Origin of the sequence: Streptomyces poriferorum, from assembly GCF_019399235.1 — a bacterium.
GTDB classification, from domain to species: domain Bacteria; phylum Actinomycetota; class Actinomycetes; order Streptomycetales; family Streptomycetaceae; genus Streptomyces; species Streptomyces poriferorum.
The window spans coordinates 1-13201 of sequence record NZ_JAELVH010000053.1 but is presented as its reverse complement, the minus strand read 5'-3'; the positions used below and the strand labels follow the sequence as shown (position 1 = coordinate 13201).

10 protein-coding genes are annotated in these 13201 nt (G+C 72.6%); 9 read left to right on the top strand and 1 reads right to left on the bottom strand.

Features of this window, described 5'->3' with window-relative positions; all coding sequences use genetic code 11:
* The first annotated feature begins 112 nt into the window (after positions 1–112).
* The 7 genes from JGS39_RS12340 to JGS39_RS12310 all read left to right on the top strand — a co-directional run bounded on the left by JGS39_RS12340 (position 113) and on the right by JGS39_RS12310 (position 9890).
* The gene (locus JGS39_RS12340; RefSeq protein ID WP_219568910.1) at positions 113–1372 is read left to right on the top strand and encodes an SCO2321 family membrane protein; all 1260 of its coding nucleotides are present in this window, start codon (positions 113–115) and stop codon (positions 1370–1372) included.
* Between the two features lie 56 nt (positions 1373–1428).
* Positions 1429–2091, top strand: a complete 663-nt coding sequence (locus JGS39_RS12335; RefSeq protein ID WP_219568932.1) for an SCO2322 family protein — start codon at positions 1429–1431, stop codon at positions 2089–2091.
* Positions 2088–3284: an energy-coupling factor transporter transmembrane component T gene (locus JGS39_RS12330; protein WP_219568909.1), complete on the top strand. Its 1197-nt coding sequence runs from the start codon at positions 2088–2090 to the stop codon at positions 3282–3284. The genes JGS39_RS12335 and JGS39_RS12330 overlap by 4 nt, the downstream gene beginning before the upstream one ends.
* Positions 3281–4996, top strand: coding sequence for an ABC transporter ATP-binding protein (locus tag JGS39_RS12325; RefSeq protein WP_219568908.1), 1716 nt, complete (start codon positions 3281–3283; stop codon positions 4994–4996). The genes JGS39_RS12330 and JGS39_RS12325 overlap by 4 nt, the downstream gene beginning before the upstream one ends.
* Positions 4993–5820 carry an ECF transporter S component gene (locus JGS39_RS12320; protein ID WP_219568907.1) on the top strand — a complete coding sequence of 276 codons (828 nt, stop codon included), beginning with the start codon at positions 4993–4995 and terminating at the stop codon, positions 5818–5820. Before JGS39_RS12325 ends, JGS39_RS12320 begins: the two co-directional genes overlap by 4 nt.
* Before the next feature lie 305 nt (positions 5821–6125).
* A complete protein-coding gene (locus JGS39_RS12315) occupies positions 6126–6551 on the top strand; it encodes an aggregation-promoting factor C-terminal-like domain-containing protein (protein ID WP_148017500.1) in 426 nt (141 codons plus the stop codon).
* A 225-nt stretch (positions 6552–6776) separates the two neighbouring features.
* Positions 6777–9890, top strand: coding sequence for an alpha-N-acetylglucosaminidase (locus tag JGS39_RS12310; protein ID WP_219568906.1), 3114 nt, complete (start codon positions 6777–6779; stop codon positions 9888–9890).
* A gap of 50 nt (positions 9891–9940) precedes the next feature.
* Here JGS39_RS12310 and JGS39_RS12305 read toward each other — a convergent pair whose 3' ends face one another.
* Positions 9941–11110, bottom strand: coding sequence for a steroid 3-ketoacyl-CoA thiolase (locus JGS39_RS12305; RefSeq protein WP_219568905.1), 1170 nt, complete (start codon positions 11108–11110; stop codon positions 9941–9943).
* 317 nt (positions 11111–11427) lie between these two features.
* Between JGS39_RS12305 and JGS39_RS12300 the strand changes: the two genes are divergently transcribed.
* Positions 11428–12678, top strand: a complete 1251-nt coding sequence (locus JGS39_RS12300; RefSeq protein ID WP_219568904.1) for a cytochrome P450 — start codon at positions 11428–11430, stop codon at positions 12676–12678.
* 72 nt (positions 12679–12750) lie between these two features.
* Positions 12751–13201 (top strand): AEC family transporter (locus JGS39_RS12295; RefSeq protein ID WP_308120351.1); only part of this gene is annotated, 451 nt, incomplete at its 3' end.

Genomic DNA, 13201 nt, shown 5'->3' with positions numbered 1-13201 from the left:
GCTCGCGCCGTCGGGACCCCCCCGGCGGCCGGCACCGTCGAGGTATACGGAGCCGGAGCCTGGTGCCTGTGTGTGCCTGTGCCCGGTTCCCCCAGGAGAGGCCCCGCCCGCCATGACCGTACGCCGCAGCGCAGCCGCGCTCGCCGCCACCGCCACCGTGCTCTGTGTGGCCGCAGCCCCGGCCGCAGTCGCCGCGCCGTCCCCCTCCCCCTCGCCGTCCGTGGCTCTGCCCTCGGGGCTGTACGGCACGAAGGACCCGACGTACGACGGGGTGTGGCGGCAGTCGCTGGCCTTCGCCTCGCAGCGGGCCGTGGGTGTCTCGCCCGCCGACGAGGCCGTCGACTGGCTGATCGGCCAGCAGTGCGACAGCGGGGCGTTCCCCGCGTACCGGCCGGACCCGACCGTGCGCTGCGACGCCAAGACCATGGTCGACACCAATGCGACGGCGGCCGCCGTGCAGGCGCTGCACGAGGTCCGCGGGCACGAGAAGCTCGTGCAGCACGGGGCCTCCTGGCTGAAGTCCGTACAGAACAAGGACGGCGGCTGGGGCTACACCGCCGGCAGCCCGAGTGACGCGAACTCCACCTCGATCGTGATCGGCGCCCTCGCCCGGGCCGGCGAGAAGCTCGACGATGTGACGAACAGCGAGGGCAGGACGCCGTACGACGCGCTGCTCACCTTCGCCATTCCCTGCGGCGGCAAGGACGGCGGCGCGTTCGCGTACCAGCCCGACAAGGCCGGCAAGCTCGTCGCCAACGGCGACGCCACCGCGGCCGCCGTGCTCGGCTCGCTCGGCAAGGGGCTCGTCGTCGGCAACAACGCCGCGGTGAAGGACCCCGCCTGCACCGGGGGTGACGACCTCAAGCCGGAGCAGGCGGCCCAGAACGGCGCCTACTACCTCGCCGGGGCCCTCAAAAAGACGGGCCACCTCGACTCGCCGCCGATGCCCGGCGCCGAGGACAGCGCCCCGCAGCCCGACTTCGGCAACACCGCCGACGCGGTCGTCGCCCTGTCCGCGGCCGGCCACAAGGACAAGGCCGCCGCGTCCGTGAAGTGGCTCGAGGAGAACTCCGCGGGCTGGGCGAAGGAGAACGGCCCCGCCGCCTACGCGCAGCTCGTCATGGCCGCCCACGCCACCGGCACCGACGTCCACGACTTCGGCGGCGCCGACCTCGTCGCCCAGCTGAACGCGACGGGGCCCGCGCCCTCCACCGACAAGAAGCCGACGGCGAGCGCCACCGAGGAGGAGAAGAAGGACAGCGGCGACGGGGACGGCATCGGCGGTGTCTGGTGGTTCGTCGGGATCGGACTCGCCGTCGGCGCCGGCGCCGGGTTCCTGATCAGCGGCCGCCGCAAGAACCAGCAGCTGTGAGGAGCTGTCGGGCGGCCTCGGGCCGGAAGAGCGCACGCGCCGGACGGGCCACCGTACTGCTGGTCGTCCTGGGCGCCGTCCTGGCCGTGCTCGGTACGGGCACGGCCCAGGCGGCGGGCTACCGCTACTGGTCGTTCTGGGAGGGCTCCGGCAGCGGGTGGGCGTATGCCACCCAGGGGCCGTCGCTGGTCCGGCCGGACGACGGCTCGGTGCAGGGCTTCCGGTTCGCCGTCAGTGCGGACTCGCAGGACGCGGCCAAGCCGCGCCACTCCCCCGACTTCGCGAAGATCTGCGCGGACACGCCCGCCGAGGACGGCCGCAAGCGGGTCGCGCTCGTCATCGACCCCGGTACGGCCACCGACGCCCCGGACGGGGAGACGCCGCCGGCGTTGCGCACCGCGTGCGCGCAGGTCCCGAAGGACGCGAGCAGCGCGGAGGCCCTCGCCTCCGTGGCCAAGCCGCTGCGGTACGGCAGTGACGCGCTGCTCTGCGCGATCTCCGGCTATCCGGGCTCCGGCTGCGGTGAGCAGGTGGCCCAGGACTCGGGTGGCGGCAGGACCGCCACGGCCGACGCCTCCGCGCCCACGTCGGCCGGCGTCGCCACCGGCGGCGACGGTGCGGACGGCGGCGGGCCGTCCGCCGGGGTCCTCGCCGGGGTCGGTGCCGTCCTGCTCCTCGGTATCGCCGCAGTCGCGCAGGCCCGCCGCCGCCGCGGATGACCGGCTCGACGAGCGCGCCCGCGGAAACCGCGGGCGCACCGGTGGACCGGGTCCGTGCCTGGCGCGCGCCCGCTGCCTCCCGGAGCAACGCACTGCCCGCCGGTGCCTGGTGGCTGTGGGCCCTCGGGCTCGCGACCGCCGCGTCCCGGACCACCAACCCGCTGCTGCTCGGCCTGCTGGTCGGCGTGGCGGGGTACGTCGTGGCCGCGCGCCGCACGGACGCGCCGTGGGCCCGGTCCTACGGGGCGTTCATCAAGATCGGGCTGTTCGTCATCGGTGTACGGCTGCTCTTCTCCGCCTTCCTCGGCTCCCCGATCCCCGGCACGCATCTCGTCTTCACGTTGCCCGAGGTGCCGCTGCCCGAGTGGGCGAAGGGCGTCCGCATCGGCGGCCGGGTCACCGCCGAGCAGTTGCTGTTCGCGCTGTACGACGGGGCGAAGCTGGCCGCTCTGCTGATCTGTGTCGGCGCGGCGAACTCCCTCGCGAACCCGGCCCGGCTGCTGAAGTCGCTGCCCGGGGCGCTGTACGAGGCCGGGGTCGCCGTCGTCGTCGCGATGACGTTCGCACCGAACATGGTCGCCGACGTGATGCGGCTGCGCACCGCCCGGCGGCTGCGCGGCCGGCCGACCGGCGGGGTGCGGGCCGTCCTCCAGATCGGGCTGCCGGTGCTGGAGGGCGCGCTGGAGCGGTCGGTCGCGGTGGCTGCCTCGATGGACGCCCGCGGCTACGGCCGCACCGCGCGGGTCCCGGCCGCGGTCCGGCACACCACGAACGTCCTCACGCTCGGCGGACTCCTGGGCGTCTGCGCCGGTACGTACGGGCTGCTCGCCGCGCAGGGCGCGGTGTACGGGCTGCCGCTGCTGATCGCCGGCCTCGCCGCGGCGATGGCCGGGCTGCGGCTCGGCGGGGCGCGTTCGGTACGGACCCGCTACCGGCCCGACCGGTGGGGGGTGCGGGCCTGGCTGGTCGCGGCGTCCGGTGCGGCGGTCGCGGTGGCGATGATCTGGGCGGGCAGTGCGGATCCGGTGGCGCTGCACCCCGGTGTCGTACCGCTGACCGCGCCGGTGCTGCCGCTGTGGCCGGCCGCCGCGGTGCTGATCGGGCTGCTGCCGGCGGTGGTCGCGCCCGTCCCGCCCTCTCCCACGGGCTCGCCCGTCCCGCCTTCCCCCACAGGCTTCGAGGAGCAGGTGTGATCCGGTTCGACGATGTTTCGGTGCAGTACGAGGGCGTGGACCGCCCCACCCTGTCGGGCGTCGACCTGACCGTTCCCGAGGGTGAGCTGGTGCTGCTCGTCGGGCCTTCCGGGGTCGGCAAGTCGACTTTGCTGGGTGCGGTGTCGGGGCTCGTGCCGCACTTCACCGGCGGCCGGCTGACCGGGCGGGTCACCGTCGGCGGCCGGGACACCCGCACCCACAAGCCCCGTGAGCTCGCCGACCTGGTCGGCACCGTGGGCCAGGACCCGCTCTCCCACTTCGTGACGGACACGGTCGAGGACGAGCTGGCGTACGGCATGGAGTCGCTGGGCCTGGCTCCGGACGTGATGCGGCGGAGGGTCGAGGAGACGCTGGATCTGCTGGGGCTCGCCGGGCTGCGCGACCGGCCGATCGCCACCCTGTCCGGGGGCCAGCAGCAGCGCGTCGCGATCGGCTCGGTCCTGACCCCGCACCCCCGCGTCCTGGTGCTGGACGAGCCGACGTCCGCGCTGGACCCGGCGGCGGCGGAGGAGGTCCTCGCGGTGCTGCAACGGCTCGTCCACGACCTGGGGACGACGGTCCTGATGGCGGAGCACCGGCTGGAGCGCGTGGTCCAGTACGCGGACCAGGTCGTCCTGCTGCCGTCGCCGGGGGCCGCCCCGGTGATGGGGGCGCCCGCCGAGGTGATGGCCGTCTCTCCGGTGCATCCGCCGGTGGTGGCGCTGGGGCGGCTGGCCGGCTGGGAGCCGCTGCCGCTGTCGGTCCGCGACGCCCGGCGGCGGGCCGCGGGGATGCGGGAGCGGCTGGAGGGCGCGGTGCCCGGACCGGTCGGCGGTGGCGGAACCGGGAAGCTTCCCCCGCCTGCGCCCGCTCACCACCCCGCGCCGCGGCGGTCCGCCCTGGCCCGGCTGTTCGCCCGGCCTCCGCAGGAGGCCCCCGAGCCCGTCACCGACGCCACGACCCGCGTCGAGCGCCTCGGGGTGCGGCGCGGGCGCGTCGAGGCGCTGCGCCGGGTGACGCTCACCGTCGCCCCCGGCGAGACCGTCGCCCTGATGGGCCGCAACGGTGCGGGCAAGTCCACCCTGCTCTCCGCCCTCGTCGGCATGGTCGAGCCGACGTCCGGCACCGTGCTCGTCGGCGGCCGCACCCCGCACCGGACGACGCCGCGCGAGATGGTGCGCCGCGTCGGTCTCGTACCGCAGGAGCCCCGCGACCTGCTGTACGCGGACACCGTCGCCGCCGAGTGCGCCGCGGCCGATGCCGACGCGGGCGCCGCTCCGGGCAGCTGCCGGGCGCTGGTCTCCGAGCTGCTGCCCGGTGTGGCGGACGCCACCCATCCCCGTGATCTGTCCGAGGGGCAGCGGCTCGCCCTGGCGCTCGCGCTGGTACTCACCGCCCGGCCCCCGCTGCTGCTCCTGGACGAACCGACCCGTGGTCTGGACTACGCGGCGAAGGCCCGGCTCGTCGGGGTGCTGCGCACGCTGGCGGCCGAGGGCCATGCGATCGTGCTGGCCACCCATGACGTGGAGCTGGCCGCCGAGCTGGCCCACCGGGTGGTGATCCTCGCCGACGGGGAGGTCGTCGCGGACGGGCCGACCCCGGAGGTGGTGGTGTCCTCGCCCGCGTTCGCCCCGCAGATCGCCAAGATCCTCGCCCCGCAGGAGTGGCTCACCGTCTCGCAGGTGCGCGAGGCGCTGGGAGGTGTCGCGTGACCGGTACGACAGGGCGCAGCGCGCGGCCGGTGCGGCTCGGGCCGCGGGCGGTCGCCGCGCTGGTGCTGATCAGCGCGATCGGGGTGGCCGCCTTCGGCTGGCCGCTGCTGGCCGGGCCTGACTCCGGGCTCGCGCACTCGAAGGACGCGCCGTGGCTGTTCGCCGCGCTGCTTCCGCTGCTGGTCGGGGTGGTGGTCGCGATGATCGCGGACTCCGGGCTCGACGCGAAGGCGGTCGCGATGCTGGGGGTGCTGGCCGCGGTGGGGGCCGCGCTGCGCCCGCTGGGGGCGGGTACGGCCGGTCTGGAGCCGATGTTCTTCCTGATGGTGCTGAGCGGGCGGGTGCTCGGGCCGGGCTTCGGCTTCGTGCTTGGCTCGGTGACGATGTTCGCCTCCGCGCTGCTGACCGGCGGGGTGGGCCCGTGGATGCCGTTCCAGATGTTGTCGATGGGCTGGTTCGCGATGGGCGCCGGGATGCTGCCCGGCCCGGACCGGCTGCGCGGGCGCGCCGAGCTGCTGATGCTCGCCGCGTACGGGGCGGTGGCCTCGTTCGCGTACGGGACGGTCATGAACCTCTACGGGTGGACGATCGTGCCGGGCCAGGCCTCGGGCATCTCCTTCCATCCCGGTGACGCCCTGGGCGAAAACCTGGTGCGCTTCCTCGCCTACTGCACGGCCACCTCACTGGGCTGGGACCTGGGCCGGGCCGTGCTCACCGTCGTCCTGACGCTGACCGTCGGAACCGCGCTGCTGAAGGCGCTGCGACGGGCCACGAGGCGGGCCGCCTTCGAGGCCCAGGTCACATTCGGGGGTCCCGGGGAGTGAGGGCACCCACAGGACCTTGGTCCTGTACGAAGCGGGTTAGGAGCCTCACAGGGCGGCCGCCGGACCCCGTTCCACCCGCTCCGACCTGCTATCGAGCGGTTTGAGGTGGTTCGGGACCTTCGGCCCCGGGTGCGAGGCAGGGTCGTACCGGGGGTCGTTGCGGTGGTTGAACGGCGCGGCTAACCATGGAGATGTCGCCGAGCACCGCAGCGTCCACCGGAACGGACAGCGGTCAACGCGCAACGGTCCACGCAGGATCCGGACCGGAGCACGCGACTCCCCCGTACCCGACGTTAGGTTCCTCTGTGTCGTTCGCCCGTAACATCCTCGCCCGTCGCAAGTCCGCCGTCGCCGGTGCAGCAGTGCTGCTGGGTGCCTCCGGTGTGGCCCTGGGCGTCTCCCCGGCCATGGCGGCCACCACCGCCGCGCCGACGTCCGCTGCCGCGAGTGCTCAGGACACGGCGAAGCAGATGATCGGTGACGACGCGCAGTTCCAGTGCTTCAGCAACATCGTCAGCCACGAGAGCGGCTGGAACCCGAGCGCGACCAACGCCTCCTCCGGCGCCTACGGCCTGGTCCAGGCGCTGCCCGGCTCGAAGATGGCGTCCGCCGGCTCCGACTGGCAGACCAACCCCACCACCCAGATCAAGTGGGGCATGGACTACATGAACTCCCGCTACGGCAGCCCCTGTGGCGCCTGGTCCTTCTGGCAGGCCAACAACTGGTACTGAGTCCACCCGGGCCGGAGCCAGTAGCGACGAAGAGCCCCCGTACACCGCACCCGCGGTGTACGGGGGCTCTTCGCCATGCCCGGGACGGGACCCTGGGCCATCCGGCGGCCTGTCCGAAAGATGTTGGGGACCCGTTGTCGCGCCTGCGTCCCCCCATTAACGTGCGCCCCGCAGAATCCGGTTCACATCTGACGCACCATCCGTGGCGACGACCAAGGAGTGCTCGTGACGCAGTTGTCGAGACGTACGCTACTGAGCTCGGCCGGAGCGGTGGGCATGTCCGCCGCTCTCGGCACGCGGATCCCGGCGGTGGCAGGCCCGGCCCGGACGGCGGCGGCGACCGCGGCCGCGCGGGCGGCCCTGGGGCGGCTGCTGGGCGGGCACGCCGACCAGTTCCGGCTCACCCTCCTCGATCCGGCGGACGGCGGCGAGCGCTTCCGGGTCGGCGGTTCGCGTGGGCGCATCGAGGTCGCGGGGACCGGTCCGGCGGTGATTCTGACCGGGGTGCACTGGTACCTGAAGTACGTGTGCGACGCGGTGATCTCCTGGGCCGGCAGCCAACTCGACCTGCCTGCCGTGCTGCCCGCGCCCCGGCAGCCGCTGGAACGCGCGGCGACGGTCCCGCACCGGTTCGCCTTCAACGACACGTACGACGGATACACCGCCCCGTACGCCGACTGGGCCCGCTGGGAGCGGACGCTCGACGTGCTGGCCCTGCACGGCTGCAACGAGATCTTCCTGACCGTGGGTCAGGAGGCGGTGTACCACCGGATGCTGCAGGAGTTCGGCTACAGCGACGCGGAGGCCAGGGCCTGGATCCCCGCGCCGACCCACCAGCCGTGGTGGCTGCTGCAGAACATGAGCGGGTACGGGGGCCCGGTCGGCCCGGAACTCATCGCGCGGCGGGCCGCGCTGGGCCGGCGGGCCGCCGACCGGATGCGCGAGCTCGGCATGGCCCCGGTCCTGCCCGGGTACTTCGGCACGGTCCCGGGCGAGTTCGCCGACCGCAACCCCGGCGCCTCCGTCGTTCCGCAGGGCCTGTGGTCGGGGTTCCGGCGCCCGGACTGGCTGGACCCGCGCACCGACACCTTCGCCCGGGTCGCCGAGTCCTTCTACCGGCACCAGCGGGTGCTGTTCGACGACGTGCCCTCGTACAAGATGGACATCCTCCACGAGGGCGGCAGCGCGGGCGGGGTGGACATCCCCGAGGCGGCGCGCGGGATCGAGCGCGCGCTGCAGACCGCCCGTCCCGGCGCCACCTGGGTGATCATGGGATGGACCGGCAATCCGCGCCCCGAGATGCTGGCCGCACTCGACAAGACGCATGTCCTGATCGTGGACGGCCGCTCCGAGCTGGACGAGTCCACGGACCGCGAGAAGGAGTGGGGGAACACCCCGTACGCGTTCGGCGCGATCCCGAACTTCGGCGGCCGGACCACGCTGGGCGCGATGGCTCCGTCCTGGACGCAGAAGTTCCCGGCCTGGCGCGACAAGACGGACAGCGCGCTGACCGGCACCGCCTATCTGCCGGAGTCCACCGACCGCGATCCGGCCGCCTTCGAGCTGTTCACCGAGCTGGCCTGGCGCGAGGAGACCGTCGACCGGACCGAGTGGTTCGCACGGTACGCGCAGTTCCGCTACGGCGGCCGGGACGGGCAGGCCACGGCGGCCTTCGCCGCGCTGCGTGACACCGCGTACGACGTGCAGAGCAGCGACGGACGCCCGCACGACTCGCTGTTCGCGGCCCGCCCCGACCTGGCGGCGGTCAACGCCACGTACTGGGGGACCACCCAGCTGTCGTTCGACTCGGCGGGCTTCGACCGCGCCTTCGCCCGCCTCCTCGCGGTACGGGAACCGCTGCGCCGCTCGGAGGCGTACCGCTTCGACCTGACCGACTTCGCCCGCCAGGCACTCGCCAACCGCTCCCGGCAGCTGCTGCCGCAACTGCGCGCCGCCTATGACCGCAAGGACCGGGACGCGTTCGCCGCGCTGTCCTCGCTGTGGCTGAAACTGATGCGGCTGAGCGACGAAATGACCGGCGGCCACCGGGCGTTCATGCTCGGCCCGTGGCTGGAGGAGGCGCGGCGGTACGCCTCCTCGCCCGCCGAGGCGGCCCAGCTGGAACACAGCGCCCGCGCGCTCATCACCACCTGGGCGGACCGCCCGGCCGCCGACGTGGGGAAACTGGCCAACTACGCCAACCGTGACTGGCAGGGCCTGATCGGCGACTTCCATCTGCCGCAGTGGCAGAGCTATCTGGACGAGATGGCGGACGCACTCGCCCACGGCCGGGCGCCCAGGACCTTCGACTGGTACGCCGTCGAGGAACCGTGGACGCACGAGCGCAAGGCGTACCCGCTGCGGGAGCTGAACGCGAGCGCCGTGCACCGGACCGCGCGCCGGGTGTACGAGACGCTGTCCACCGCCCCCTACCAGGGCACGGTCACCGTCGAGGCCGACCGGGCGACCATGGAGCCTGGCGGCTCGGCGGTCGTCGAGGCCGGCTTCCGCAACGTCAACGGGCTGCGGCCGACCGGCCGCGTCCGCTTCTGCCTCACGGTTCCCGGCCTGGAGAGCGAGGCGCAGGGTCCCGTCGAGCAGGCCGGTGTGGAGGCGGGTGGCAGCACCGGGGCGAGTTGGCGGGTCACCGCGCCGCCGGCCGCGCCGAAGGAGCCGCTGGAGCCGCATCCGTTCGAGCTGCGCACGGAGTACGGGCCGCGCGGGGAAAAGCCGGTCACGGCGGTGGTCCAGGGGCGGATCTACGTGGCGGGACCGCTGGAGGCGGGCTGGCTGACGCACAACGCGAACGACGCGTCGTTCGGCCAGGTCGCCGACCGCTTCGCCATCGACGGGGCGGGGAGCGACCTGTGGGGGTCCACCGCCCAGTTCGGGGCGGTGTACCGGGCGGCGGCGTTCATGGACGGCGGGCGCGCGACCGTACGCGTCGACTCCCAGGAGAACACCGGCAACTGGGCGCGGGCCGGGATCGTCGTCCGCAACGCGATGGCGACGGCCGGGTCCAGGGGTTTCCTGAACCTGGCCCTGACCCCGGCCAACGGGGTCGTGCTCTCCTACGACGCGAACGGTGACGGCACCCTGGAGAAGCGGGACTCACTGCCGGGCGTCGCCGGGCCGGTGCTGCTGCGGCTGACCCGGACAGGCGCCTCGTACACGGGCTCCTGCTCGACGGACGGCGGGACGACCTGGCAGACCATGGGCGCGGCAACGGTGCCGGGTGCGGCGGCTGTCCAGGACGTCGGGTTCTTCATGACGGCGGCGAACGGCGGGTCGGGCCGGCGGGGCCGGGCGGACTTCAGCGGCTGGTCGCTGGAGGGCTGACCCGGTGGCGGGGGCCGCTCCGGTCGCGGCCCCCGCCGGCCGGACAGCCCTCAGAGGCGCTGGATGATCGTGCCGGTCGCCAGCGCGCCGCCGGCGCACATGGTGATCAGCGCGAACTCCTTGTCCCTGCGCTCCAGTTCGTGCAGGGCGGTGGTGATCAGCCGGGCTCCGGTGGAGCCGACCGGGTGACCGAGGGCGATCGCGCCGCCGTTGACGTTGACCTTCGACAGGTCCTGGTCGAAGACCTGCGCCCAGCTCAGCACCACGGACGCGAAGGCCTCGTTGATCTCCACGACGTCGATGTCCTTGAGCGACATCCCCGCCTTGCCGAGCACCGCGCGGGTCGCGTCGACCGGACCGTCGAGGTGGAAGTGCGGGTCGGAGCCGACCAGCGCCTGGGCGACGATCCGGGCCCGCGGCTTGAGCTTGAGGGCCCGCGCCATCCGCTTGGACGCCCACATGATCGCGCAGGCGCCGTCGGATATCTGCGAGGAGTTGCCCGCGGTGTGGACGGCGGTGGGCATCACGGGCTTGAGCCGGGCGAGACCCTCCATCGTGGTGTCGCGCAGCCCCTCGTCACGGTCGACGAGCCGCCACATGCCCTGCCCGGCGGCCTGTTCGGCCTCGGTGGTGGGCACCTGGACCGCGTACGTCTCCCGTTTGAAGCGTTCCTCGGCCCAGGCGGCGGCTGCCCGCTCCTGGGAGAGGAGGCCGAGCGAGTCGACGTTCTCCCGGGTGAGGCCGCGCTTGCGGGCGATGCGCTCGGCGGCCTCGAACTGATTGGGCAGGTCGACGTTCCACTCGTCGGGCCACGGCTTGCCCGGCCCGTGCTTGGAGCCACTGCCCAGCGGTACGCGCGACATCGCCTCGACCCCGCAGCTGATCCCGACGTCGATCACCCCGGCCGCGATCATGTTGGCGACCATGTGGGAGGCCTGCTGCGAGGAACCGCACTGGCAGTCCACGGTAGTCGCGGCGGTCTCGTACGGAAGTCCCACGGTGAGCCAGGCGTTGCGTGCGGGGTTCATGGACTGTTCGCCGGCGTGGGTGACGGTGCCGCCGACGATCTGTTCGACGCAGTCGGCGTGGATGCCGGTCCGGCCGAGAAGTTCACGGTAGGTCTCACCCAGCAGATAGGCCGGGTGCAGATTGGCGAGCGCGCCTCCGCGCTTGCCGATGGGAGTGCGTACGGCTTCGACGATGACGGGTTCCGCGGCCATGAGCTCGTCCTCTCCTCGCACTTCCGCAGAGGCGTCCCGGCGCCCACGGAAGGAACTAGTACGCGTTCTAGTTCTTCATGCAGTCTTATGAGGCTTACCCCCGGTACGCAAGAGTCGTGCACGCACCTTGCCCAGCCTTCACGACCGGCACCCACGGCGATCCGGCCTGATTCACCGATGCTTCACGCAACAGATCCGGCCATGCCCCTTGTCAGTTGTAGAACTCGTTACTACCTTGCGGGCAACTTCTGATGGGTCGTCAGACAATGTTCCGGCGCCTCTCGGACCGACCTGGAGTTCTTGACCTGGAGCTGCCGATGCCCTGCCCCCATCTGCCCGAAGGGTTCGACTTCACCGATCCCGACCTGCTCCACGCCCGGGTCCCGCACCCGGAGTTCACTCTCATGCGGGAGACGGCGCCGGTCTGGTGGTGCACCCAGCCCACCGGCATTTCCGGCTTCGACGACTCGGGTTACTGGGTCGTCACCCGGCACGCGGACGTCAAGTACGTATCGACCCATCCCGAGCTGTTCTCGTCGAACACCAACACCGCGGTGATCCGCTTCAACGAGTCGATCAGCCGGGACCAGATCGACGTCCAGAAGCTGATCATGCTGAACATGGACCCGCCCGAGCACACCCGGGTCCGCCAGATCGTCCAGCGCGGCTTCACCCCCCGCGCCATCCGGTCCCTGGAGGAGACGCTGCGCAACCGGGCGCGCTCCATCGTCGAGACGGCACTCGCCGGGGCCGACGACGACGGCTCGTTCGACTTCGTCACCAACATCGCCGTCGAACTGCCGCTCCAGGCCATCGCCGAGCTCATCGGCGTACCGCAGGAGGACCGGGCGCGGATCTTCGACTGGTCGAACAAGATGGCCTCGTACGACGATCCGGAGTACGCGATCACCGAGGAGATCGGCGCCGAGGCGGCCATGGAGATCGTCTCCTACTCGATGAACCTCGCGGCGGCGCGCAAGGAGTGCCCGGCCAAGGACATCGTCACGCAACTGGTCGCCGCCGAGGGCGAGGGCAACCTCTCCTCCGACGAGTTCGGTTTCTTCGTGATCCTGCTCGCCGTGGCGGGCAACGAGACCACGCGCAACGCCATCAGCCACGGCATGCACGCCTTCCTGACCCACCCCGAGCAGTGGGAGCTCTACAAGCGGGAGCGGCCGGAGACCACCGCGGAGGAGATCGTCCGCTGGGCGACACCCGTGGTCTCCTTCCAGCGGACCGCCACCCAGGACGTCGAACTGGGCGGGCAGCAGATCAAGAAGGGCGACCGGGTCGGGCTGTTCTACTCCTCGGCCAACAACGACCCCGAAGTGTTCGAGAACCCGGAGCAGTTCGACATCTCCCGCGACCCGAACCCGCACCTCGGCTTCGGCGGCGGCGGTCCGCACTTCTGCCTGGGCAAGTCCCTGGCCGTGATGGAGATCAACCTGATCTTCAACGCCATCGCGGACGTACTGCCGGACCTGCGGCTGACCGGCGACCCGCGGCGGCTGCGGTCGGCCTGGCTCAACGGCATCAAGCAGCTCCAGGTGAGCACGGCGTCCGCCTGAGCATCACGGTCCTCGTACCCCTGTCCGCAGGGCGGCCAGGGGTACGAGGACCGTGATGCTCAGGCGGACGCCGTGCTGCTCAGGCGGTTCGTCTTCCATGTGGCCATGCCCGCCGCCCTGTTCACCATGGTGTCCGGGTCGCGGCCGGGCGCCTTCGCCCATCCGTCGATGGTGGCGTTCGCCGCGGGCACGGCGCTGGTGTCGGCTCTGGGATACGCGGTGAGCCGGCGCTTCTTCGGCCGCGAACGAGCCGAGGCGGCGGTCAGCGGGATGGCCTCCGGCTACGTCAACTCCGCCAATCTGGGCATCCCGGTGGCGGTGCACGTGCTCGGCGACGCCTCGTTCGTCGCCCAGGTCATCCTGTTCCAGGTGCTGTTCGTCTCGCCCGTGGTCCTGACCCTGCTGGACTCGGGCACACAGGGCGGCGGGGCGGCCACCGGCGGACTGCGCCGGATGCTCACGATGCCGGTGCGCAATCCCGTCATCCTGGCCTCACTGCTCGGGGTGGCCGTCTCCGCGGCGG

Bases quoted from the DNA above. Each gene is read 5' to 3' on its own strand.
- JGS39_RS12340 (WP_219568910.1), top strand. From the start codon at position 113: ATGACCGTACGCCGCAGCGCAGCCGCGCTCGCCGCCACCGCCACCGTG.
- JGS39_RS12300 (WP_219568904.1), top strand. From the start codon at position 11,428: ATGCCCTGCCCCCATCTGCCCGAAGGGTTCGACTTCACCGATCCCGAC.
- JGS39_RS12305 (WP_219568905.1), bottom strand. From the start codon at position 11,110: ATGGCCGCGGAACCCGTCATCGTCGAAGCCGTACGCACTCCCATCGGC.
- JGS39_RS12330 (WP_219568909.1), top strand. From the start codon at position 2,088: ATGACCGGCTCGACGAGCGCGCCCGCGGAAACCGCGGGCGCACCGGTG.